Below are 22,322 nucleotides of genomic sequence, written 5' to 3'. Positions count from 1 at the left end.
AGCCGTCATGGCCGGGCTTGTCCCGGCCATCCACGTCGGCCGGCGATCGCTGAGGGACGTGGACGCCCGGGACAAGCCCGGGCATGACCAGCGACTGATTGACGGGCTCGACCGTCGGGGCAACTTATTCGTTGAGTTTACGATATAGCGTCAGACGCGCTTCCCTAAGCGCCACGGAAGATCGAATAGCCCCAGGGGGTGAATTTCAGCGGCAGATGAAAGTGCTCCTCGACCTTGTCGATCGCGAAGCGAAACGGCACTGTGGTGAGGAATTTCGTCTGAGCGCCAACCCCGAAGAACTCGCCGACATGAAACAGCACCTCATACTCGCCGGCGATGACGCCGTCACCCTTGACGACCGGCGCCTGCAAGGTGCCGTCGGCGCCGAGCTGTCCCTCCGCGAGCAGCGTGCGATCCGGCGTCACGCGCCAGATCGCGACGCGCAGGCCCCGCGCGGGGCGCCCGTTCGCCACATCAACCGCATGAACCGAGATTCCACCGGCCATTTCGTGCTCCGCCATCAGGTTGTCGCGGCATGATAGCCGCGAAGCAAGCGTCAGCACCAGCGGCGCCGCTGTGGCCTGCGGTCGCTGCGATGAACGCGCTGCAGGCCCTGGTGTCGCTGGCGCTGTTCGCGCCGGGCGTCGTCGCGCCGCGCGCCGGCCTCGGCATCGAGCAGCTGTCGCTGTTTTCCACCGCGGCCTTCACCATCAGCCTCGTCTCCTCGTTCTGGGGCGGCACGCTGGTCCAACGCGTCGGCTCGCTGCGCGTCGCAGCGCTGTGCGCGGTCGCCGTCTGCGCCGGCATGTCGCTGGCCCTGTTCGAGGGTGGATGGGCCCTGCTCGGCGCCGGACTGATGCTGGGGCTCGCGGTCGGACCGGAGACACCGGCAAGCTCAGCGCTGCTCGGACGTCTCGTGCCGGCCGAGAAGCGCGCGATGGTGTTTTCGATCCGGCAGACCGGCAGCCAGATCGGCGCCGTCGTCGGCTCGCTGCTGCTGCCGCCGATCGCCGTGCTGCTGGCACCGAGTTCCGCTTATGCCGCCGTGATCGTCTGCGCCGCCATCGCCTTCGCCGGCTTCGAGCGTCTGCGGCCGGCCTATGCGATCACGCCGCCGGCCATGCCGCGGCTCGGCCTGTCCGATCGGCTGCGACTGATCAGCGCCGACCGCCGCATGGCCGCGCTCGCGGTCGCCTCGATTCCGTTCAGTGGCATGCAGGTCATCCTCAACACCTGCTTCGTCAGCTTCGGCACGGCGGAGCTCGGGCTCAGCCATGTCGAGGCCGGCTGGGTGCTGGCCTCGGCGCAAGGCGCCGGCCTGATGGGACGGCTGGGCTGGGGCGTGGTCGCGACACGCCTGCGCTCGGCGCGGACCGTGCTGGTGATGGCAGGCGTCGGCATGGCGGTCTGCGCGCTGCTGCTCGGTCTCTGGGGGCCGCTGCTGAGCCGGTCGATCCTGGTCCTGCTCACGATCGTGTTCGGGCTGACGGCGAGCGGCTGGAACGGCGTGTTCATCGCCGAGATCGCCAATCTCGCCAAGCCCGGACGCGTCGCCGAGGCGACAGGTGCAGTGCTCACCGCCTCGTTTCTCGGCCTCGTCGCCGCGCCGCTGCTCGTCGCCTTGCTGACGCCCCGCGTCGGCCTCGGCGGCAGCTTCGTCGCACTCGGATTGACGGCGGCCGCAGGCACAGCCGTACTGCTGATGGAGCGATCCCATGCGCGCGAGTGACATCGCACGCGCCGTCATGGCGCGGCAAAGCACCGCCAGAGAGATGGCCGAGCAGGCGCTGGCGCGCATCGCCGCGGCCCGTGACCTCAACGCCGTCGTCACGACAGATCCGGCGCGAACGCGCGCCGAGGCCGATGCCGTCGATGCGCGCGTGGCCGCCGGCGAAGCAATGCCGCTCGCCGGCGTGCCGATCGTGGTCAAGGACAACATCTGGGTCGAGGACTGGTGCATCACGCAGGGCTCGCGGCTGTTCGCTGATTTCATCGCGCCCGAGGATGCGATCGCGATCGCGCGGCTGCGCCGCGCTGGCGCCGTGATCGTTGGCATCGGCGCAACCTCCGAGTTCGCCTGCAAGGGCGTGACGACCTCGCAGCTGTTCGGACCGACTGTTCATCCGCAGGACCTGCAGCTCACGCCCGGCGGCTCGTCGGGCGGTCCCGCCGTTGCGGTGGCGGCTGGGCTCGTGCCGCTCGCGATCGGCACCGATGCCGGCGGCTCGAGCCGCCGGCCGCCGGCCCATGTCGGCGTGGTCGGCTTCAAGCCGTCGTTCGGTGCCATTCCCTACGGGCCGGGATTCCCCGAGCCATTCTGGCGCATCTCGGTGATCGCGCCGATCGCGACCGATGTCGGCGATGCCAGGCTTGCGTTCGAGATCATGGCCGGCGCCGACCCGCGCGATCCCGATACGTTCGACGTGGCCGTGGCGGATCATGCAACGCCGCTGCGCGTGGCGTTCTCGCCGCGGCTCGGGCTGGACGTCGCGGTCGATGGCGACACCAGCGCTGGCCTGCAGCGGGCGGTCGACCGCCTCCGCGCCGGCGGCATGCCGATTGTCGACAAGGATCCCGTCTGGCCGGCCGGCCTTGCCGAGGACGCGGTGATGCCGCTCCAGCATGCCGGGCTGGCCGCGCTCTACGGCGACGCCTTCCACAATGATCCGGCGCAATTCGATCCCGATATCGCCAAGCAGATCGAGCGCGGGCTCGGCCTGAGCGGCGCCGATGTCGCGCGTGCGCTCGAGGCAAGCGCGCAGATCGCGCGGGCCTTCGCAAGCTTCTTCACGCAGGCCGACGTGCTGCTGGCGCCGACCGTGCCCTGCGTCGCCTGGCCATTCACGCAGCTCGGCCCATCCAAGATCGGCGGCAAGCCGGCGAGCCCGCGCGCGCATGCGGTGTTCACGCCTTACGCCAATCACGCCGGCGTGCCGGCGATCTCGATCCCCTGCGGCACCAACGTTCACGGACTGCCATTCGGTCTGCAACTCATCGCGGCCCGCGGCCGCGACCGCCTGCTGCTCGATGTCGCGGCCGACGCCGAACGGATCCTCGCTCAGTCCTGATCGAACTTCTTCGCCAACCTCGCCCGCGTGATGTGACCGATCTGGTCGATGGCGTTGACGATCTCGGTGTCCGGGTCGTTGCCGATGCGACGCTCCATCTCGGCGATGACCGAGGGGCGGTCGGCGTGCAGCGCCAGAGCGACGATCAGCGGCATGCCGAACTTGTCGCGATAGCGGCGGTTGATGTCGGCGACGCGCTCGAACTCGGCGCGCGAGAGCGAGGTGAAGCCGAGCCGACCCTGCTCGCCGATCGAGTCGTTCGTCATCTCACCCGCCAGCGCCTCGCGGCCGGCGAGCTCCGGATGGGCGCGGATCAGCTTCAGCTTCTCGTCGCGGCTCATGGCGCGAACGACGTTCATGAGCGTCGTATGCAGCGCATCCGCGGCGTCGTCGAAGGCGGACAGGCCGGCGCGATAGGCGCGGTCGGCGATTTCAGGCGAATGCTCGAAGATGTCGCCATAGCGCTCGACGAACAGCACGCGCGACATCTGCGACGGCCGCCACGCGCCGGCCGGCGGATGCGTCCGGATCCAGTGCCGGGCGATGTCGAGCCGGGTCGCGACCCAGACCTTGTCATGACCCGTGATATAGTCGAGGAAACGGGCCAGCGCGGCCGCGCGCCCGGGGCGGCCGACCAGCCGGCAGTGCAACCCGATGGACATCATGCGCGGGCTCTCCGCACCCTCTGCGTAGAGCGTATCGAAACTGTCCTTCAGATAGGCGAAGAACTGGTCGCCGGAATTGAAGCCCTGGGGGGTGGCGAAGCGCATGTCGTTGGCATCGAGCGTATAGGGCACGATCAGTTGCGGGCCGTGCGGCCCCGAGATCCAGTACGGCAATTCGTCGGCATAGGAATCGGCGCTGTAGACGAAGCCCTGCTCATTCAACACGATGTCGAGCGTGCGCTCCGACGTGCGGCCCTGGTAGAAGCCGAGCGGCCGCTCGCCCGTCAGCTCGGTATGGAGCCGGATCGCCTCCTCGATATCGGCGCGCTCGTCGGCCTCGGGGACATCGCGGTAGTCGATCCATTTCAGGCCGTGGGAGGCGATCTCCCAGCCGGCTTCCTTCATCGCGGCCACGGCGTCTGGACTGCGGGCCATCGCGGTGGCGATCGCGAACACCGTCACCGGCAGCTTGCGCGCGGTGAACATCCGCCACAGCCGCCAGAAGCCGGCGCGCGAGCCGAACTCGTAGATCGACTCCATGTTCATGTGGCGCTGGCCCGGCCAGGGCTGGGCGCCGACGATCTCGGACAGGAAGGCTTCGGAGGCGGCGTCACCGTGGAGGATGTTGTTCTCGCCGCCCTCCTCGTAGTTGATCACGAACTGCACCGCGACGCGGGCATCGCCCGGCCAGCGCGGATGCGGCGGCGTGCGGCCGTAGCCGACCATATCGCGGGGATAGACGTCAGCACTCATCCGGCTCAGCTCCCGCGATAAGTCTGGTAGCTCCAGGGCGTCGCGAGCAGCGGCACATGGTAGTGCGCGCTGGCATCGGCGACGGAAAAGCGGAGCGGGATCAGATCGAGAAACAGCGGGTCGCCCGAGGCGAGGCCGTGGGTCCTGAAATAAGCGCCCATATGGAAGGTCAGCATGTAGGTGCCGATGGCGAAGTCATCGTCCGCCAGCATCGGCTGGTCGGTGCGCCCGTCGGCATTGCTCCGGACCTGCTTGACGCGGCGCCAGGAGCCGTCCGGTTCGAGGACATCGAGATCGATCGCGACGCCGGCCGCGGGCTTGCCCCTGACCGTATCCAGAATATGCGTGCTCAGCCGCCCCATGCATCGTTACCTCTCTGCTGCCGGCTCGGAACACTATCAGCGCCCGGTTAAAGGTTCGAGGCGATTTCCAGTTCAGTTGCAGCCTACGGTCTGGTCACGTCGCGCTCCTTGCCGAAGCGCTCGACCAGGAAGTCGATGAACAGCCGCACCTTCACCGAGAGGTGCCGCGTCGGCGGATAGATCGCATAGAGCGCGAGCGGCGGCGCGGCGTAATCGGCGAGGATCGCGGTCAGCGCGCCGCTCTCGAGCGCGTCCGCCGCGATGAAGCGCGGGATCAGCGCAATGCCCTGTCCCTTGATGGCGACGTCGCGCAGCACCTCGGCATTGTTGACGCACAACGACCACGCCGGCTGGACCCAGTGGTCGCCGTCGCGGCCGGTGAGCTTCCACTGATTGCCGGTCAGCAGGAAACCGTAGGTGAGAGAGGTGTGGCGACGCAGCTCCTCCGGGCTGCCAGGCGTGCCGTGCCGCGCGAGATAGGCCGGCGCGGCGCAGATCACGCGCTCCACCGGCATGATCCGCCGCGCCACTAGGCTCGACGATTCCAGCTCGGCGATCCGCAACGTCACGTCGAAGCCGTCCTGCACGGGATCCAGCAGATCGTCGCTCAGCACGATCTGCAACTGCAGCTCGGGATAGCGGGCCATGAAATCGGCGACGACGGGACCGAGCCGCATGGTGCCGAACGACATCGGCGCGTTGACGCGCAAGAGCCCGCGCGGCGCGGCCTGCGACTGGCTGACGGCCTGATCGGCGGCGTCGAGCTCGGCGAGAATCGAGACTGCGCGCTCGAAATAGAGCTGGCCGGTCTCGGTCGGGCTGGCATGGCGGGTGGTCCGGACGATCAGCTGGACGCCGAGGCTCTGCTCAAGCTCGCCGATATATTTCGAGATCGCCGAGCGCGACAGCCGCAGCTGCCGGCCGGCCTCGGCGAAGCTGCCGCTCTCGACCACCTTCACGAAGGCCCGCAGGCTGCTCAGCTTGTCCATAGGCCTGCCATTGTCGCCAAATCGTAGACAGAGACGTCACAAGAGCACGGATTGTCTCCAAATCAAAGCCGGCCAATATTGCGCCCAGGAATTCAACGGCCCTTTCGGCGGCCCATCGACAGGAGACCCACATGCCCGGACTGCACCACGTGACTGCGATTGCCGGCGATCCGATCCGCAATTTCGGCTTCTACACCCGCGACCTCGGGCTGCGCTTCGTCAAGAAGACGGTCAATTTCGACGATCCCGGCACCTATCACTTCTACTACGGCGATGAGACCGGCCGCCCCGGCACCATCCTGACCTTCTTCCCCTGGGCCGGCGTGCGGCCGGGCCGCCGCGGCGTCGGCGAGACCCACCAGACCGCGTTCCGGGTGCCGCAGCGCTCCCTTAGCTACTGGACGCAGCGCCTCACCGAGAAGGGCATCGCCTATGAGGCGCTGGAGAAGCGCTTTGGCGAGTCGGTGCTGCCGTTCGCCGATCCGGATGGCATGGCGCTGGCGCTGGTCGGCGTCCCCGGCGCAGAGAACGAGCCCGGCTACAGCAATGGCGACATTCCGGCCGAGCACGCGATCCGCGGCTTCCACGGCGTGACCCTGCTGCTCGACTCCGCCGAGAGGACTGCCGCCGTGCTGACCGACGTGTTCGGCTTCGAAGAGACGGGCCGCGAAGGCTCGGTGATCCGCTTCAAGGCGCCGGGCGACGCCGAGGGCAGCGTGGTCGACATCTACGAGGCCAGGGGCTTTCTCCGCGGCGCGCAGGGCGCCGGGTCGGTGCATCACATCGCCTTCCGCGCCGCCGATGACGCCGCACAGGGCGTGATGGCGCAGCGGCTGGTCGATCGCCACGGCCTGCATCCGACCGAGCAGAAGGACCGCAACTACTTCCGCTCGATCTACTTCCGCGAGCCGGGCGGGGTGCTGTTCGAGATCGCGACCGATATCCCGGGCTTCGCGGTCGACGAGCCGGTCGCCGAGCTCGGACGAAACCTCAAGCTGCCCGCTTTCCTCGAATCGCACCGCAAGCAGATCGAAGGCGTGCTGCCCAACCTCGAAGAGGCCGCATCATGACCGTGGCATTGTCCTTCACTCACCGCTTCCAGCCCGCAACCACGCCGGGAGCAGCCCCACTGCTGCTCCTGCACGGCACCGGCGGCGACGAGAACGATCTGCTGCCGCTCGGCACTACGCTGTCGCCCGGCGCCGCCCTGCTGTCGCCACGCGGCCAGGTGCTCGAACATGGCATGCCGCGCTTCTTCCGCCGGCTTGCCGAGGGCGTGTTCGACGAGGACGACGTCCGCCGGCGCGCTCTGGAGCTCGGCGCCTTCATCGACGCGGCGCGGCAGCACTACGGGATCGGAGCGCCGCTCGCGGTCGGCTACTCCAACGGCGCCAACATCGCCGCCGCGCTGCTGCTACTGCAGCCGGAAGCGCTGACCGGTGCAGTGCTGTTCCGCGCCATGGTGCCGCTGGCGCATCCTCCGGCCGCCAGGCTCGCGCGCCGGCCGGTGCTGATGCTATCGGGGCTCGCTGATCCGATCGTACCCGTCAGCAATTCGGCGAAGCTGTGCACGCAGCTCACCGAGGCCGGCGCCGACGTGACCCACACGACGCTTCCGGCGGGGCACCAGTTGTCGCAGGCGGACGTGACGCTGGCGCGCGACTGGCTCGCCGGACTGCCGCAGGCGATCGCCGCCTGAAGACGCTTGCGGCTGTCGCGGCTCCTGGCCAAGAATGTGGTCTCATCGGCACCAGCATCGGACCGCCCTCCGGCGGCTCCGATGCTGGCGGATAGATGGGAAGGATTGTGCATGGCCGTCGACAAGCTGTTCATCAATGCGCGGCTCGACCGCAGCGCGCGCCATGCGATTACGGTCGACGGCGGCCGCATCAGCGGGCTTCTCGCTGAGACCGAGCGCCCCGAGGCGCGCGAGGTGATCGATCTCGGCGGCGCACTGGTCGTGCCCGGCTTCGTCGAGGGCCACATCCATCTCGACACCAGCTTCTACGGCGATGCCTGGAAGCCGCACAAGCCCTGCACCAACGGCTTCGACGTGCATGAGCGCGTCACGTTCCAGGCGCAGAACATGGCCGCGGCTGCACCGATGGACGTGCGCGCCCGCAACCAGCTCGATCTTTGTATCGGCCACGGCACGACACGGATGCGCAGCCACGTGATGGTGGACGGCTCCGTCGGCCTCACATCGCTGGAAACGATCCTGCGCGTCCGCGACGAGTATCGCGAGCTGATCGAGATCCAGCTCGTCGCCTTTCCGCAGAGCGGCATCCTCAAGAGCCCGGGCACACCCGAGCTGCTCGACGAGGCCATCAGGCTCGGCGCCAACCTCGTCGGCGGGCTCGATCCCGCCAGCTTCGACCGCGACGTCGAAAGGCATCTCGACGTCGTGTTCGGCACAGCCCACAAGCACGGCGTCGATGTCGATATCCATCTGCACGATCCGGGCATGCTCGGCCTGTTCGAGCTGGAGCAGATCGCGGCGCGCACGCGCGCCCTCGGCATGCAAGGCCGCGTCGCGGTCAGCCACGCCTACGCCCTCGGCGACGTGCCTGCTGACCCGCTGAAGAAGATTGCCGACGTCCTGGCGGCGTCTGGCGTCGCCATCATGACCAACGCGCCGGGCGCGCGGCCCTTCCCGCCCGTGGCGCTGTTGCGTGCGGCGGGGGTCACCGTGTTCAGCGGCAACGACAACATCCGCGACTCCTGGTGGCCCTATGGCGACGGCGATCTGTTGAACCGCGCCATGATGGTCGGCTATCGCTCCGGCTTCTATGTCGATGACGAGCTGCGGATGGCCTTTGACCTCGTCACCGAGGCCGGCGCCAAGGCCTTGAGGCTTGCGGACTACGGCCTGCGCGTCGGTGCGCGGGCCGACTTTGTCACCCTCGATGCCGAGCACGTTCCGCAGGCTGTCGTCGCCGTGCCAAAGGGCCGCTCAGTCTACAAGGACGGCCGCCTCATCGCGCGCGACGGCCATGTGATCAGGCAGCCGACCTAGGCCCGCGTCATTGTGCCGGCTCGACCGGTGCCTGTGAGCGCGGCGGCTCGGCGCGCGACACCGTCGCCGCCTCGATCCAGCGCGTCACGGCCGACAACTGTCCGCCGGACTCGCGATAGGCCTGCAGCTGATAGTCGGCCGAGCTGCCGAACTGCATGATGATGCGGCAGTGCTCGACCTCGGTGAGACATCCCAGGGCCTCCGCATGCGGCGCGACGTCCGCGATCATGCGATTGAGGATCTCCTGGCCCGTCACCGGACCGTCCTCGGTCACGAACAGACAGTCAGTGCCATAGCGCTGCGCCCGCCACTTGTTCTCGACCGCGATCGCGCGCTCGACATTGCCGACGGCCTCCGCAAGATCGGGATTGAGATAGAGGTAGCGGGCCAGGACGCGATAGAGCGAGGCAATCGCCACGGCGTCATCCACCGACGTGCAGACGTCGGGCGCACGCAACTCCAAGGTCGGATGCCGCAGCGACGGCCGCATCGCCCACCAGACATGACTCTCGTCCGGCATCACGCCGGACTTCGTCAGCGCCGCGACATAGCGATCATATTGCTGCTTCGAGGTGAACAGCTCGGGCAGGCCGCTGCGCGGCAGCTCGTCATAGGCGGCAAGCCGATAGCCCTTCAGGCCCGTCTCGCGCGAATTCCAGAACGGCGAGGACGCAGATAGCGCGACGAACACCGGGATATGCGGGATCATCGCCCGCATGACCGCGAACCGCCGCTCGGGGTCCGGCAATTGGACGTGCACGTGCATGCCGCACAGCATGTTACGCTGGCCGACGATCCGAAGGTCCTCCATCATCTCCGCGTAGCGCGGCTTGGGACTCGGCTGTGAGCTGCGCCACCTCGCGGTCGGATGCGTGGAGCAGGCCAGGATCGTCAGGCCATACTGACTCGCCACGCTGGCAACCTCGCGCCGCAGGAATTTCATCTCCTCGCGCGCGTCGCCGACATCGACATGCACGTTGGTGGCGACCTCGAGCTGCGCCTGCAGCATCTCGCGCATGGCCTGTCCGCCGGTCGACCAGTTGGCGGCCTCGAACAGATCGTCCGGGGTCTGGATCGCGACATCGTGCGTCTGCGCATCGACGAGAAAGTACTCCTCCTCGATGCCGAACGAATATTCCGTGACTTCCTCGCTGCCGCTGGCCGAGCGGATCACCAGACGACGCTCGTCATCGCTCAGGCCGAGCCGCAGCTTCTCCAAGATGCGTGGATCCAATCCCATGTGATCAATCCTGTCAGACGTCAAATGCCGTGAGTCTGCAGCCATGCCTCGAGCAGGGCCGCCTGCCACAGCCGCGAATGTCCCTTGGGGCTCATCTCGGCTTCGGGGTTTTGCAGCATGTGGTCGATAAGGTCGCGCTGGTAGAGGCCGCGTGCGCGCGCCTTCTCGTCGTTGAGAACGTCGCGGACATAGTCGAGGAACGGGCCGCGCAGATAGCGCAGCGACGGCACCGGAAAGTATCCCTTGGGACGGTCGATCACCTCCGCCGGCACGCAGCGGCGTGCCGCCTCCTTGAGAATGTGCTTGCCGCCGTTCTTCACCTTCAGCTCGGCGGGCATGCGCGCGGCGAGCTCCACCACGTCGTGATCGAGGAACGGCACGCGGGCCTCCAGCCCGAACGCCATCGTCATGTTGTCGACCCGCTTCACGGGATCGTCGACCAGCATGATCTCGGCATCGATCTGCAGCACCTTGTCCGCCGCCGAGGCGCCGGCATGATCTCCGAAGAAGCGCTCCACGAATGCCAGGCTCACGTCGTCGCCGAGCAACTCCGGCGCCAGCAGCCGCTGCAGATCCGAATGCGTCCAGTCGAAATAGGCATTCTGATATTGCTGAACGGGATCGTTGGCCGAGAGGAAGCCTGGATACCAGCTGTAGCCACCGAACACCTCGTCGGCGCCCTGCCCGCTCTGCACCACCTTGACGCGCTTGGCGACCTCCGACGACAGGAGATGGAACGCGACCGCGTCGTGGCTGACCATCGGCTCAGACATGGCGGCGATGGCATCGGGCAAGGCGTCGAGCGCGCGGTTGCCGCCGATCCTGATCTGCTCGTGGTTGGTGCCGAACGTCCGTGCAATGATGTCGGAGTAGTGGAATTCATCGCCGGTGTGCTTGCCCACCGCGTCAAAACCGATCGAGAAGGTGCGGATGTCCTCGTGTCCCAGCTTGGACAGCAGCGCGACCAGCAGCGACGAATCCAGCCCGCCCGACAACAGCACACCGACGGGCACGTCAGCGACACGGCGACGGTCCACCGCCGATGTCATCGCGTCCAGTATTGCATCCGACCATTCTTCCTGACTCATGGCGCGATCGGTGGAGCGCGACGCGCCGACGCTGAACTGCCAGTACCTTTCGCGGCGCTGCGCTCCATCGGGCTCGATCGTCAGCAACGTCGCCGGCTCGAGCTTCTTCACGCCATTGAGGATCGTACGGGGCGCCGGAACGGCGGCGTGAAAACTGAAGAAATGATGCAGCGCCGTTCGGTCGATCGAGGTGTCGACATCACCACCGGCGAGCAGCGCCGGCAGGGACGAGGCAAAGCGGAGGAAGCCCGGCCCCTCGGTGTAGTACAGCGGCTTGATGCCGAGACGGTCGCGCGCGATCACGACGCGCCCGCTGTCGCGCTCCCACAGCGCGAAGGCGAACATGCCCTTGAAGCGCTGAACACAGGTCTTGCCCCAGGCATGATAGGCCTTGAGGATCACCTCGGTATCGCCGTCGGAGAAGAAGCGATAGCCCTTCGCCTGCAGCTCGGCGCGCAGCTCGCGGAAATTATAGATGCACCCATTGAACACGATGCCGAGGCCGAGCGCGGCATCGATCATCGGCTGCTGCGCGGCGGCTGATAGATCGAGAATGCTGAGACGACGGTGGCCGAGCGCGATTCCGCCCTGCACGTAGAGGCCGGCGGCGTCGGGACCGCGCGCCTGCATCGCATCGTTGACTCGGCCGAGCGCCGCGAGCGCGGGCTGTCCGGAAGTCCTGACTTCACCACAAATGCCGCACATCGCGGATCATCCAGTTTCTGTTGTGTTATGTGCCGCCGACAACCCTCTGTGATCGTTTGCGTTCCGCGACGAAACCGGCAGAGTCCGTGGCAAATAGCGGAACGATTTCGGCGGGTCTGGACGCGCGCGCGACCAGCACGTGATCGGGCGGAACCTCGATCCAGTCCGGCTCCTTGTCAAAAGGCTCGGAGACGACGATCACTTGATCGCCATCTTCCCGGTAGTAGAGCGAGTTGGCGCGATCATTCTCAGCGAAGCGAAACGCGTAGAGATCGTGGCCATTCGACAGGGCGGACGTGAAGCGCAGGTGCTCACGCAGGCCGTCCTCGTTGACCAGCTGGCGGAGCGCGCGCAGCACGTTCGATGTCGCACCGATCGGGTCCTGATCGATGCCGGCGCCGACGATGGCGAGGAACACGGCTTCGGAATCAGTGGTGCCGAGCCGCGATGGATACAGCGCGTCCGGAATCATAGCCTCGATCTTGCGGCGCAGCCTGTTCCAGCTCCCGACGAAGCCGTTGTGCATGAACAGCCAGCGGCCGCAGGCAAACGGATGGCAGTTCTGACGGGTCACGGCCGTGCCGGTCGCGGCGCGCACATGCGCGAAGAACAGATGTGAATGCAGGTGCCGGCAAAGATAGCGGAGATTCTCATCGGACCACGCCGGACGTGTCTCGCGATACAGGCCGGGCTCGGGATGATCGCCGTACCAGCCGAGACCGAAACCATCGCCATTTGTGCCTGCGGTGGATTCCAGCGCGCGGATGCTCTGCGTCACCAGCGAGTGTTCCGGCTCGGTCTCATAGTGCTCGAAGGCGGTCGTCTCACCGCGGTACGCGATCCAGCGGCACATCCTTGCCCTCCGGTTCAATCAATGAGCGCGCGGCACGCCTGCGCGTGTCACGTTCTTTCGGAGCAGGCGGAAACGCGTCAAAGCACCCCTGGTTCCCGCGCACTCAGTCACGCACGGGACGTCAGCCTGTGGGACTGGGATTGGCGTCGCCCGGCTCCGGCAACATGCCAGTGCCGGGAGTCTTGTCCTTGTCGGTCAGGTCGGGCCGCGCATGCGGGCCAGCCGAAGGCATGCTTTCCGGGCCTGGCCGCTTCGTCGCGGGAGCGTCCGCGTCGCGCAGCTCCCTGCGATCTCGCGGTTTGCGATCTGGGTGCTCGTGATCTTCCTCACTCATCGATTGTCCACTCGCGCAGATCAACGAGTCAGCGCGCGAAGGCAACCTTCGTCAGCTCTTGCCGTTCCCGTCCGCACGTCCGAGATCGCCTCTCCGGGCTCCGCTTTCGCGTCGTTGCGACAAGTGCTCGATCATTGCGAGCTACGCGTGGAGCTCAGGTCCTCGCCAATCGTCATGGCGACACCGACCGTCTCGCCGCACGTTCCTCGCAGATGAAGCGACATCGCCGCACTCATGCTCACGCCTCGCCGCGCTCGCGCACCAACCGGAGCCAAGCCGCCGCGGCCGGCGACAGATAGGCGCCACGACGCCAGGCCATCGCCAACGTCCATTCGGTGCCGGGCTCGTCAAGCAGGACGAGACTGATCGGCACCTGCGTGCGCTGGGTCGCGATCATGCGCGGCAGGAAGGCAACCCCGAGACCGGCGCCGGCGAGCTCGGCAATGAAATCGATCTGCGTGCTGCGTGCAGCAACCACCGGCTCGAAGCCATTGCGGCGGCAGGCCTCGCGGAGAATACGATTGAGCGCGAAGCCGGCTTCGAACAGCACGAACGGCGTGTCGCGCAGCTCGGCGAGCGTGATCGTTTTGCGGCGGGCCAGCGAATGATTGACAGAGACGAGCGCCATCAGCGGCTCGCGGCGCACGATCTGCGCGGCAAACTCATCGGCGATGGGCGGCAGCAGGCCGGCAAAATCGATGTCGCCTGCAGCCAGCAATTCGCTGAGCCGGTCGCTGCCGTGCTCCACCAGGCGGATCTCGATCTCGGGATAGAGCTGGCGGTAGAGCGCGAACAACGGCGCGAACAGCGTGCTCGACCCGATCGGCGGCAGGCCGAGGCGCAGCACGCCGCGCTTCAGGCCGCGCAGTTCGGCGAGCTCTGCCTGCAGGTCGTCACGCTCCGCCAGCAGCCGGATCGCGCGGCGATAGACGATCTCGCCGGCCGCGGTCATGCGGCTCTTGTGGCCGAGCCGGTCCAGAAGCGGCAGGCCGAGCTCGTCCTCGAGCTGCTTTACGGCCTTGCTCACGGTCGACTGGGTCGCAAACACCACCTTGGCAGCCTGCGAGAAGCCGCCTTGGCGGACGACCTCGACGAAGGTCCTGAGGGTTCGAAGTTCCATAATCAGGCTCAGTATTCGATTTTCGACTTGATATCATTCATTCAATTCGCTTTCTACATGTTGCGATGCGGCATACCTTGATCGCGCAATCACTTACGGACGCCGCCACATGATGCATCGCAGCATTTCCATTGGGGCTCATCGCCTGCTCCGCCGCAACCGGCTGGTGCAGATCGGTCTGCTCGGCCTGTTCTGGGCTGCCGGCGAGGCGCTGGCCCGGGCGACCGGCCTGCCGCTGCCAGGCGGCATCATCGGAATGGCGCTGGCGCTCACTCTGGTCCTGGCAGGCGGATTGAAGGTCGCCAGCATCAAGCGCGGCGCAAATTGGATGCTGGCCGAGATGCTGCTGTTCTTCGTGCCGGCGGTGCTGGCGCTGCTCGACCATCGCGAGCTGTTCGGCCTGCTCGGCCTGAAGATCTTCGCCTTGATCGTCGTCAGCACCACCGCCGTGATGTGCGTGACTGCGCTCACCGTCGACCTCTGCTACCGTTGGACCGAGCGTCATGACCCTCGCCGCGCTGTGGCGTGAGCCGCTGATCCAGGCGGCGGTCTGGTCGCTCGCGACGATCCTGCTCTATCTGCTGGCGAAGCGCATGCACCGGCGCTGGCCGCGCTGGTGGCTGATGCCGCTCGCGGTGGCGCCCGCGCTGCTGATGATCGCGGCGCTCGCGCTCAACGTCTCCTATCGCGACTACATCCGCGGCACGCATTGGCTGGTGGCGCTGCTCGGCCCGGCGACCGTCGCCTTCGCCGTGCCGATCTATGAGCAACGCGCGCTGATCCGCCGCCGCTGGCCGCTGCTGTTGGCCGGCATGGTCGCGGGCAGCCTCACCGCCGTGGCGACCAGTTGGGCACTGGCCTATGTCCTCGGCATCGATGGCGAGCTGCGTCTGAGCCTGTTGCCGCGCTCGATGAGCACGCCGTTCGCGATGGAAGTCTCAGGCGAGATCGGCGGCATCCCCGATCTCACCGCCGTGTTCGTCGTGCTCACCGGCATCATCGGCGCCGCCGTCGGCGACGTCGTGCTGGCGCGGCTGCCACTGCGCTCGACGCTCGCCAAGGGCGCGCTGTTTGGCGTCGGCGCGCATGGCGCGGGCACCGCGCGCGCCCACCAGATCGGCCGCGAGGAAGGCGCGATCGCCGGCCTCGTGATGGTGCTGGTCGGGCTGATGAACGTGGCGCTGGCGCCGCTCATCATTCAGTTCATGCGGTAGCGTTCTCAGCGTCACGCGAGCGAGGCGATCCAGTTGCTGATCTCGGCCTGCCGGACCCCGTCATTCGCGACGTCCTGGTCGAGCCCGAGCCGCCACAGAATGTCGCGCCGGGCGCGGTCGTGATGCAGGGTGGCGAGATCGGCTGCGTAGCGCTCGAGCTCCGCCGGATCGACGAAGAAGCCCTCCTCGACCAGCGGCTGGCCGATGCGGCGAATCACCCAGGCGACGTCCTGCAGGCTGAATTCCGGATGATATTGGACGCCCCAGAACCGGCCGGGGCCGCTGCGGATCTCCGCGGCCTGCACCTCGCTCATGGCATTGTGCGCGGTGACCGTCGCATCCGGCGGCAGCCGGGTGACGATGTCGCTGTGGATCGCCGGTGCATCGAACACGGCACCCCGCGCCGCATGCATCGGGTGATCGCGGCCCGCATCCGTCAGCGCGATCTTGCGCGCAAAGCCGACCTCGCGGCCGGCCGGATTGAGCGACACCTCGCCGCCGGCCGCCACGGTCGCGAGCTGGAGTCCCCAGCATGAGCCGAACATCGGCACGCCCCGCGCGAAGATCGTCCGCACCAGCTCGATCTGGCGCAGCGCTTCCGGCTCGCGCTGATAGATGTTGAGCGCTGATCCCGTGATGACGATGCCCTGATAGGCCTCGATCGGCTGCGGCAGGCGCGCATCGGCATCGGCGGGTGTGGCGATGTCGATCACCGCGTCCGGCGCCAGCGCGCGCAGCACGGCCGCGTAGCTCTCCGACGGCGTGGCGCCGGCGACCTCGGCCCAGCGGCGCCGGCCGTCCAGCGAGTTGCCTTCGAGCACGAGCAGTCTCAGCACTCGTCAATCCTCCGCCCGCCCGATCAGGGCTCCAGCACGCCGCGCAGGAATCGAGCGCTCCGCTCGCGCACCTCCGGCCGGTTCAGGATCGTGTGCACGTCGGCATCGATCACCATCACCTCCGCCTTCGCATCGTCTTTGAGCGCGGCGGCGCAGGAGCCGGTGACGGCGCGGTCCTTGTTCCAGGGATTGGCCGCGGAGAAATACGGATCGCGCGCCGAGATCGCGTTCAGCACCGGCTCCTTTGGGCCGATGCCGAGCCTGGGCGCGGTGACGAAGTAGTTGTCCTCGCACGACCACGAATAGATCAGCCGCGCCGCCACATCCTTGCCGGCGTAGCGGCCGACCGCCACCGCGCCCTCGCTGGTGCCTGCCAGCACGATCCGCAGCCGGTCCACCCAGCTCCAATCGCGCGACGCCTTCAGCGCGTTCTCCAGTTCGGCCAGCCGCAAGGCGTGGACGCGCTCATAGATCGCGACGTCGACCGGCGAGGCGTAGGTCAGCCGGTCGGGAATCGCGAGGCTGTCGGGCGCCACCGACGCCACGCCGAGCTCATCGGCGAGCCAGGCCTGGAACTCCTTCACCGCCGGCGCGACGCCGCTCGACCCGTGCATCACGATCACGAGCGGCGCGATCCCGATCACGTCGGGCGCGTCCTCCGCATGCCCCTCCCAGCGCCGTCCGCCGACGAGCGCCGCCGGCAACACCACATGGGCCAAGCTCCAGGTCAGCGCGAGATTCGCCGACGACGGCTCCAGCACCGTGCCCCTGGTCTCGCCGGGCGTGTCGGCCGCGAGGCAAGCGGTCACGAGCAGCAGGGCGGCAGCCACCGACAGGACACGCGCCACGAACATGATCGATCCGTCCTCCTGCGAGGCGAGCACAGCGAGCCTGGCGCGCACCGTCCGTTTCAATCACGGCATCGGGCTGCGGACAAGCAAGGTGCGACGGACAGAGCATGCAGGGCACGCATGCGGTGACGCGATCAGCGCGCGCGCAGCCGCCGGCGCTGGGCGCGTGGCGTGTCCATCGACCGGACGTGATGGCGGGGCGTGGCCGCAGCGCAGAAGATCGCATTGGGCGCGGCGGCCGGCACGGCGGCGGCCTCGCGCGCTCCTCCGCAGCCTCTGACGACGCGAAGCCGCGGCGCAACCGGCGACATGTCCCGCAAGCTCTCCTGCCGTACGCTCCCATCGCTCGGGATCTCCACGGGAGAGAGAGCCTGCAGCGTCGCCCGCAAGCCGCGAATGATGGCGGCCATTGCGCGCGACGGCCGCGCCCAGCGAAACCGCCGGGCCGACCGCTTGGCGCGGCCATCGGCGCGCTTGGCTCGCCCGGCTCCGCTGCCGCGCCGGCCGCGCTGACTGGACGCGGATCCCTCCTCATCGACCTGCAGCATCAGCCGGAACGACAGTTCCGAGGGACCAGCCGCGATCAACAACTTGCGCATGCGTCTCACCTTGATCTCGTGACGGCCAACCCGGCGGCCACGTTCGTCGAGACCATCGCGCAAGGACGGTGACCGCAAGCTGTTGCCCGATGTCAGCGACATGTCAGCTCCGCCGCCGGCGGTATCGTCGCCGGAAGCGGGTCATGGCTCACATTCTCTCTCCCAGCCGCGCCATCACCAGATCCAGGACGTCGGCCTCGTCGAACGCCGCCGCAGTGAGCGCCGCGCCCGCCGCGATCAGTTCGTCGTGACCAAGGTTGGTGCGCATGCCGACGGTCGCGATGCCGGCCGCCGTCGCCGCCGCGATGCCGGCGCGGGAATCCTCGAAGGCGACCGACCTTTCCGGCACGGCATCGATCGCACGCAGGCCTTCCAGATAGGGCAGCGGGTGCGGCTTGCCGTGCGGCAACTCGTCGCCGATGATCACGGCGCGAAACCGGTCCATCAGCCCGAGGCCGTGCAGGATCAGCTCGGCATTGGCCCGCGGCGCGTTGGTCACGGCCACCACCGGAATCGCCGCCGCCGCGGCCCGATCGAGCAGCGCCGTCAGGCCCGGCAACGGCTGCAGCGCGCCGGCGGCGAGGCTGCGAAACACCTCCTCCTTCTGCGCCATGACCGCCGCGCGCCGCTCGGGCGCCTCATCCGGCAGAAATTGGGCGGAGATCGACAAATTGGATCGGCCGAGCAGTTCGCGGGCCGCCCGCGCGCGGTCGAACACGTGGCCATACGGCCCAAACACCGCGTTGAAGGCCTGCAGATGCAGCGCATCGGTGTCGGCGAGCGTGCCGTCGATGTCGAACAGCAAAGCCCGCCCATTATTGATAACGCCTCGCATCAGCAAATTGACCTCAACTCATCCGGATGTTGACGCGATCTGATCCAACTCTCGACCATTCCGCCTGTCGTTATTCCCCAAACGGCGTGAAACCGCGACGGGGGAAATTGCGATGATCGGCCAGTTGAGCGCATTGCCTGTTTTGACATCGTCGAGGCTCGGAGCGGTCGCCGCGCTGGTCTCCGTCATCTGCATTGCCGCGCCCGGCGCCGCGCAGGCCGGATCCGCCAACGGCGACATGGTCAACGGCCAGTACTGCAACGATCTCTGCAAGGCCTATATGGCCTGGTCCAACCGCATGCTGGCCGTCACCCAGCCGGCGTCCTATTCGCGGCCTCAGGTGCGGGTCGCGGTGCCGCAGAGCATGACGCCCAAGAAAATGGACAGGGCCGAGAAGCCGGACCGGATGGCGCAGCACGGACCGAAGCCGCATCGGCCGGCCAACCTGAACTCCTTCGCCCAGCTGCCCTCCGGCAGCCAGGCCGCGCAGTCTTCGATCGAGCCGCCACCGAGCGACCTCGCCGCGTCGGACGAGCCGGGGCCGGCGACAGGTCGGCTGTTCGCCGCCGACCCGCTGCCCCACTCCGCCATCGCCGACATGCGCCGCGCGACCGACGCCGCCGGCCTGCGGCTGGTGTCGGTGACCGAGCCCGTCACGGTCGGCGAGGCCGGCGGCAGCCCGCGCTCGAAGATGCCCTCGATCTGGATCATGCTCGCGGCAGCCGCGCTGCTGGCCTATTTCGGGCACGGCTGGCTCAAGCGCCGCAACGGCGCGTCGCATCACCTCAACTGAGACGGCAGGAACTGCGACGTCAGGTCGGCCGCGCAACGCCGCGGGAACCATTCCGGACAAATTGACCACCTGCCCTCGCCTGCGACCGGGGCTTCGGTTGAACTCGCAGCGCCGCGGCTCTATGCGTGGGCGATGAACATCGCCCTCACCGCCCCACCGCTGAGTTCCTGGCCGCGCCATCGCGCGGACCTGAAGCCTGCGCCGTTCCTGCCGATGAGCCGCAAGGAGATGGACGCGCTCGGCTGGGACGCGTGCGACATCGTGCTGGTGACCGGCGACGCCTATGTCGACCATCCTTCCTTCGGCATGGCGATCATCGGCCGGCTGCTCGAGGCCCAGGGCTTTCGCGTCGGCATCATCTCGCAGCCCGACTGGCACTCCGCCGAGCCGTTCAAGGCGCTCGGTAGGCCGCGCGTGTTCTTCGGCGTCACCGGCGGCAACATGGACTCCATGGTCAACCGCTACACCGCCGACCGCCGCATCCGCAGCGACGACGCCTATACGCCCGGCGGCGAAGGCGGCAAGCGGCCGGACCGCTGCACGCTGGTCTACGCCCAGCGCTGCCGCGAGGCGTTCAAGGACGTGCCCGTCGTGCTCGGCGGCATCGAGGCGTCGCTGCGCCGCATCGCGCATTACGACTACTGGTCCGACAAGGTTCGCCGCTCGGTGCTCGCCGACGCCAAGGCCGACATCCTGATCTACGGCAATGCCGAGCGCGCCGTGATCGAGGTCGCGCACCGGATCGCCGGCGGTGAAGCGCCGAAGGACATCCAGTCGGTGCGCGGCACCGCGCTGTTCCGCAAGGTGCCCGAGGGCTTTGTCGAGCTGCATGCCGACGATCTCGACTCCGCCGACGAAGGCGCTGCGCGCGAGAAGGGCGACGTCGTCGTCCGGCTGCCGTCCTGCGAGCAGGTCGAGGCCGACAAGGAAGCCTATGCCCGCGCCTCGCGCGTGCTGCACCGGGAGAGCAATCCGGGCAATGCGCGTCCACTGGTGCAGCGTCATGGCGACCGCGACCTCTGGCTCAACCCGCCGCCGATCCCGCTGACCATGGCGGAGATGGATAGCGTCTACGATCTGCCCTACGCCCGCGCGCCACACCCGTCCTATGGCGATGCCAAGATCCCGGCCTGGGACATGATCAAGTTCTCGGTGACGATCATGCGCGGCTGCTTCGGCGGCTGCACCTTCTGCTCGATCACCGAGCATGAGGGCCGCATCATCCAGAGCCGTTCGGAAGGCTCGATCCTGCAGGAAATCGAACGTATCAGGGACAAGACGCCGGGCTTCACCGGCGTGATCTCCGACATCGGCGGCCCCACCGCCAACATGTACCGGATGGCGTGCAAGGACCCCAAGGTCGAAGCCGCCTGCCGCAGGCCGTCCTGCGTGTTCCCCGAGATCTGCCCGAACCTCAACACCTCGCATGACGACCTCATCCGGCTCTATCGCAAGGTGCGCGAGGTCAAGGGCGTGAAGCGCGTGATGGTCGCCTCCGGCGTGCGCTACGACCTCGCGGTCGAGAGCCCGGCCTACATCAAGGAGCTGGTCACGCATCACGTCGGCGGCTATCTCAAGATCGCGCCGGAGCATACCGAGCGCGGCCCGCTCGACAAGATGATGAAGCCGGGCATCGGCAGCTATGACCGCTTCAAGCAGATGTTCGACGCCGCCGCCAAGGAGGCCGGCAAGAAGTACTACCTGATCCCGTATTTCATCGCCGCCCATCCCGGCACCAGCGACGAGGACATGATGAACCTCGCGCTGTGGCTGAAGAAGAACCGCTACCGCGCCGATCAGGTCCAGACCTTCCTGCCGTCGCCGATGGCGACCGCAACGGCGATGTACCACACCGGCGTCAACCCGCTGCGCGGCGTGCGTCACGGCGGTAGTGACAAGGTCGAAGCCATCAAGGGCCTGCGGCAGCGAAGGCTGCACAAGGCATTCCTGCGCTATCACGACCCCGACAATTGGCCGGTGCTGCGCGATGCGCTCAGGGCGATGGGCCGCAGCGACCTGATCGGCTCGCGCCCCGAGCAACTGGTGCCGGCGCATCAGCCGCCGGGCACCGGCAAGGCCGCAACGACACGGCGGCCGGTGCGCCCGGAGCAGCGACCGCAGCGTTTCACGACGAAGGGTGTGCGGATCAGGAAGTAGTCCGCGCTGGACGACCTCCGATCTCGGCGTCAAGGGCAAGCCCGCGCCCCACACTCCCCCGTCGTCCCGGACGAGCGCGCATCGCGCGCGAAGATCCGGGATCCATAACCACAGGGAGACGTGTTGGGCACATCCTGAGCCACCAGCGTGCCTCACACATCCGCCGGTGGTGATGGGTCCCGGCTCAAGGCCGGGACGACACTGAGTGTGTCGCATGGCCGTTCCACCTCACAGGCGTGATGAGCATCGCGAGCGCGACGTATCCGCGCCCACGCACCACATCCACTGCACGATTTCTCCAAACAGCCCACCGCAGTCCCGCGACGCCATTCGCGCCCAGGTCATGCTGCCGACATCGCCCTCGAGAAACGAGAGGGCGCGGGGAAGACCGGACCTCGACTGAGGTCCGTGGCCCGCCTGCGGAAAAAAATGCAGGCGGCAGGTACCACGGTTCAGCCGGACGACCCGGCCTTCCCCGCGCGCTGGTTTTAACGGCTGCTTCGCGATCTCCCTGGGGACCGGGCTGTCTTGCCCCCATCACCGGCGAGACGCGTCTCCGCATCATCAACCGGCTTGACCTCAGCATCGGGAGGCCAGGACCACGCGACTTGACCGTACGTCCCAGGCTCATTCGTCGGCTCGCTTGCGCAGAGCCCCGAACCCGACACGTCCAACGCTCCCCGCTGCTACGCTCCGTGACGATCGGCCGAAACGCCCCTCTTCATCGCGAGCGGGATGGCCGAGAGGATCGTCGTGATTTGCCCGATGAGGCTGGGCAAGAATCCGAATTAGGGGGGTGAGAGGGCTCGGCGCGGTGCAATTTCGAGCCATGACTGCATCATGG

The 22,322-nt window shown here is 67.6% G+C and carries 21 protein-coding genes; 9 read left to right on the top strand and 12 right to left on the bottom strand.

Annotated features, from left to right (window positions below):
• Positions 1-164 precede the first annotated feature (164 nt).
• The gene (locus QX039_RS23865) at positions 165-506 is read right to left on the bottom strand and encodes a hydroxyisourate hydrolase (protein ID WP_315772685.1); all 342 of its coding nucleotides are present in this window, start codon (positions 504-506) and stop codon (positions 165-167) included.
• Between the two features lie 29 nt (positions 507-535).
• Between QX039_RS23865 and QX039_RS23860 the strand changes: the two genes are divergently transcribed.
• Positions 536-1,729, top strand: a complete 1,194-nt coding sequence (locus QX039_RS23860) for an MFS transporter (protein ID WP_315772677.1) — start codon at positions 536-538, stop codon at positions 1,727-1,729.
• Positions 1,716-3,068, top strand: coding sequence for an amidase (locus QX039_RS23855; protein WP_315772679.1), 1,353 nt, complete (start codon positions 1,716-1,718; stop codon positions 3,066-3,068). The genes QX039_RS23860 and QX039_RS23855 overlap by 14 nt, the downstream gene beginning before the upstream one ends.
• Here QX039_RS23855 and puuE read toward each other — a convergent pair.
• From puuE to QX039_RS23840, 3 genes are all read right to left on the bottom strand, one after another.
• Entirely contained in the window at positions 3,059-4,486 is a 1,428-nt protein-coding gene (gene puuE / locus QX039_RS23850) for an allantoinase PuuE (protein WP_315734879.1), read from the bottom strand. The genes QX039_RS23855 and puuE overlap by 10 nt on opposite strands.
• A gap of 5 nt (positions 4,487-4,491) precedes the next feature.
• Complete coding sequence (gene uraH, locus QX039_RS23845) at positions 4,492-4,848, bottom strand: hydroxyisourate hydrolase (protein WP_315734880.1); 357 nt, start codon at positions 4,846-4,848, stop codon at positions 4,492-4,494.
• Between the two features lie 83 nt (positions 4,849-4,931).
• Entirely contained in the window at positions 4,932-5,837 is a 906-nt protein-coding gene (locus QX039_RS23840) for a LysR family transcriptional regulator (protein WP_315734881.1), read from the bottom strand.
• A 131-nt stretch (positions 5,838-5,968) separates the two neighbouring features.
• Here QX039_RS23840 and QX039_RS23835 point away from each other — a divergent pair, with 131 nt between their 5' ends.
• The 3 genes from QX039_RS23835 (at position 5,969) to QX039_RS23825 (ending at position 8,853) form a co-directional block, all read left to right on the top strand.
• The gene (locus QX039_RS23835; RefSeq protein ID WP_315734882.1) at positions 5,969-6,907 is read left to right on the top strand and encodes a ring-cleaving dioxygenase; all 939 of its coding nucleotides are present in this window, start codon (positions 5,969-5,971) and stop codon (positions 6,905-6,907) included.
• The gene (locus QX039_RS23830; protein WP_315734883.1) at positions 6,904-7,536 is read left to right on the top strand and encodes an alpha/beta hydrolase; all 633 of its coding nucleotides are present in this window, start codon (positions 6,904-6,906) and stop codon (positions 7,534-7,536) included. The genes QX039_RS23835 and QX039_RS23830 overlap by 4 nt, the downstream gene beginning before the upstream one ends.
• A gap of 111 nt (positions 7,537-7,647) precedes the next feature.
• Positions 7,648-8,853: an amidohydrolase family protein gene (locus tag QX039_RS23825; RefSeq protein ID WP_315734884.1), complete on the top strand. Its 1,206-nt coding sequence runs from the start codon at positions 7,648-7,650 to the stop codon at positions 8,851-8,853.
• A 7-nt stretch (positions 8,854-8,860) separates the two neighbouring features.
• On the opposite strand, the gene QX039_RS23820 is transcribed toward QX039_RS23825, so the two are convergent.
• The 4 genes from QX039_RS23820 to QX039_RS23805 form a co-directional block, all read right to left on the bottom strand.
• Positions 8,861-10,093: a carboxylate-amine ligase gene (locus tag QX039_RS23820; RefSeq protein WP_315734885.1), complete on the bottom strand. Its 1,233-nt coding sequence runs from the start codon at positions 10,091-10,093 to the stop codon at positions 8,861-8,863.
• A 20-nt stretch (positions 10,094-10,113) separates the two neighbouring features.
• Positions 10,114-11,886, bottom strand: a complete 1,773-nt coding sequence (locus tag QX039_RS23815; protein ID WP_315734886.1) for an N-acetylglutaminylglutamine amidotransferase — start codon at positions 11,884-11,886, stop codon at positions 10,114-10,116.
• Positions 11,887-11,911: 25 nt separating this feature from the next.
• Entirely contained in the window at positions 11,912-12,739 is an 828-nt protein-coding gene (locus tag QX039_RS23810) for a class II glutamine amidotransferase (RefSeq protein WP_315734887.1), read from the bottom strand.
• A gap of 572 nt (positions 12,740-13,311) precedes the next feature.
• Positions 13,312-14,193: a LysR family transcriptional regulator gene (locus QX039_RS23805; protein ID WP_315734888.1), complete on the bottom strand. Its 882-nt coding sequence runs from the start codon at positions 14,191-14,193 to the stop codon at positions 13,312-13,314.
• 109 nt (positions 14,194-14,302) lie between these two features.
• Here QX039_RS23805 and QX039_RS23800 point away from each other — a divergent pair, with 109 nt between their 5' ends.
• A complete protein-coding gene (locus QX039_RS23800) occupies positions 14,303-14,722 on the top strand; it encodes a CidA/LrgA family protein (RefSeq protein WP_315734889.1) in 420 nt (139 codons plus the stop codon).
• Positions 14,697-15,407 carry an LrgB family protein gene (locus tag QX039_RS23795; protein ID WP_315734890.1) on the top strand — a complete coding sequence of 237 codons (711 nt, stop codon included), beginning with the start codon at positions 14,697-14,699 and terminating at the stop codon, positions 15,405-15,407. Before QX039_RS23800 ends, QX039_RS23795 begins: the two co-directional genes overlap by 26 nt.
• Positions 15,408-15,418: 11 nt before the next feature.
• Here the strand turns inward: QX039_RS23795 and QX039_RS23790 are convergent, their stop codons facing one another.
• The 4 genes from QX039_RS23790 to QX039_RS23775 all read right to left on the bottom strand — a co-directional run bounded on the left by QX039_RS23790 (position 15,419) and on the right by QX039_RS23775 (position 18,534).
• Positions 15,419-16,243: a type 1 glutamine amidotransferase gene (locus QX039_RS23790; RefSeq protein WP_315734891.1), complete on the bottom strand. Its 825-nt coding sequence runs from the start codon at positions 16,241-16,243 to the stop codon at positions 15,419-15,421.
• A gap of 23 nt (positions 16,244-16,266) precedes the next feature.
• Positions 16,267-17,097 (bottom strand): hypothetical protein, encoded by an 831-nt coding sequence (locus QX039_RS23785; protein WP_315735703.1) that lies wholly within the window; start codon positions 17,095-17,097, stop codon positions 16,267-16,269.
• A 131-nt stretch (positions 17,098-17,228) separates the two neighbouring features.
• The gene (locus QX039_RS23780) at positions 17,229-17,693 is read right to left on the bottom strand and encodes a hypothetical protein (RefSeq protein WP_315734892.1); all 465 of its coding nucleotides are present in this window, start codon (positions 17,691-17,693) and stop codon (positions 17,229-17,231) included.
• A gap of 148 nt (positions 17,694-17,841) precedes the next feature.
• Entirely contained in the window at positions 17,842-18,534 is a 693-nt protein-coding gene (locus QX039_RS23775) for an HAD-IA family hydrolase (RefSeq protein ID WP_315734893.1), read from the bottom strand.
• Positions 18,535-18,640: 106 nt separating this feature from the next.
• Here QX039_RS23775 and QX039_RS23770 point away from each other — a divergent pair, with 106 nt between their 5' ends.
• Positions 18,641-19,321 carry a hypothetical protein gene (locus QX039_RS23770; RefSeq protein ID WP_315734894.1) on the top strand — a complete coding sequence of 227 codons (681 nt, stop codon included), beginning with the start codon at positions 18,641-18,643 and terminating at the stop codon, positions 19,319-19,321.
• Between the two features lie 132 nt (positions 19,322-19,453).
• Positions 19,454-21,478, top strand: a complete 2,025-nt coding sequence (locus tag QX039_RS23765) for a YgiQ family radical SAM protein (protein ID WP_315734895.1) — start codon at positions 19,454-19,456, stop codon at positions 21,476-21,478.
• Positions 21,479-22,322 lie beyond the last annotated feature (844 nt).

Source organism: Bradyrhizobium sp. SZCCHNR1043, from assembly GCF_032489675.1.
Lineage (GTDB): Bacteria > Pseudomonadota > Alphaproteobacteria > Rhizobiales > Xanthobacteraceae > Bradyrhizobium.
The sequence above is the reverse complement of the archived record's forward strand: the minus strand, read 5'-3'. Positions and strand labels throughout refer to the sequence as shown.

Bases quoted from the DNA above. Each gene is read 5' to 3' on its own strand.
- QX039_RS23810 (WP_315734887.1), bottom strand. From the start codon at position 12,739: ATGTGCCGCTGGATCGCGTACCGCGGTGAGACGACCGCCTTCGAGCAC.
- QX039_RS23830 (WP_315734883.1), top strand. From the start codon at position 6,904: ATGACCGTGGCATTGTCCTTCACTCACCGCTTCCAGCCCGCAACCACG.
- QX039_RS23855 (WP_315772679.1), top strand. From the start codon at position 1,716: ATGCGCGCGAGTGACATCGCACGCGCCGTCATGGCGCGGCAAAGCACC.
- QX039_RS23860 (WP_315772677.1), top strand. From the start codon at position 536: ATGATAGCCGCGAAGCAAGCGTCAGCACCAGCGGCGCCGCTGTGGCCT.
- QX039_RS23785 (WP_315735703.1), bottom strand. From the start codon at position 17,097: ATGTTCGTGGCGCGTGTCCTGTCGGTGGCTGCCGCCCTGCTGCTCGTG.
- uraH (WP_315734880.1), bottom strand. From the start codon at position 4,848: ATGGGGCGGCTGAGCACGCATATTCTGGATACGGTCAGGGGCAAGCCC.
- QX039_RS23770 (WP_315734894.1), top strand. From the start codon at position 18,641: ATGATCGGCCAGTTGAGCGCATTGCCTGTTTTGACATCGTCGAGGCTC.
- QX039_RS23840 (WP_315734881.1), bottom strand. From the start codon at position 5,837: ATGGACAAGCTGAGCAGCCTGCGGGCCTTCGTGAAGGTGGTCGAGAGC.
- puuE (WP_315734879.1), bottom strand. From the start codon at position 4,486: ATGAGTGCTGACGTCTATCCCCGCGATATGGTCGGCTACGGCCGCACG.
- QX039_RS23805 (WP_315734888.1), bottom strand. From the start codon at position 14,193: ATGGAACTTCGAACCCTCAGGACCTTCGTCGAGGTCGTCCGCCAAGGC.
- QX039_RS23780 (WP_315734892.1), bottom strand. From the start codon at position 17,693: ATGCGCAAGTTGTTGATCGCGGCTGGTCCCTCGGAACTGTCGTTCCGG.
- QX039_RS23835 (WP_315734882.1), top strand. From the start codon at position 5,969: ATGCCCGGACTGCACCACGTGACTGCGATTGCCGGCGATCCGATCCGC.
- QX039_RS23795 (WP_315734890.1), top strand. From the start codon at position 14,697: ATGACCCTCGCCGCGCTGTGGCGTGAGCCGCTGATCCAGGCGGCGGTC.
- QX039_RS23820 (WP_315734885.1), bottom strand. From the start codon at position 10,093: ATGGGATTGGATCCACGCATCTTGGAGAAGCTGCGGCTCGGCCTGAGC.
- QX039_RS23825 (WP_315734884.1), top strand. From the start codon at position 7,648: ATGGCCGTCGACAAGCTGTTCATCAATGCGCGGCTCGACCGCAGCGCG.
- QX039_RS23800 (WP_315734889.1), top strand. From the start codon at position 14,303: ATGATGCATCGCAGCATTTCCATTGGGGCTCATCGCCTGCTCCGCCGC.
- QX039_RS23815 (WP_315734886.1), bottom strand. From the start codon at position 11,886: ATGTGCGGCATTTGTGGTGAAGTCAGGACTTCCGGACAGCCCGCGCTC.
- QX039_RS23865 (WP_315772685.1), bottom strand. From the start codon at position 506: ATGGCCGGTGGAATCTCGGTTCATGCGGTTGATGTGGCGAACGGGCGC.
- QX039_RS23765 (WP_315734895.1), top strand. From the start codon at position 19,454: ATGAACATCGCCCTCACCGCCCCACCGCTGAGTTCCTGGCCGCGCCAT.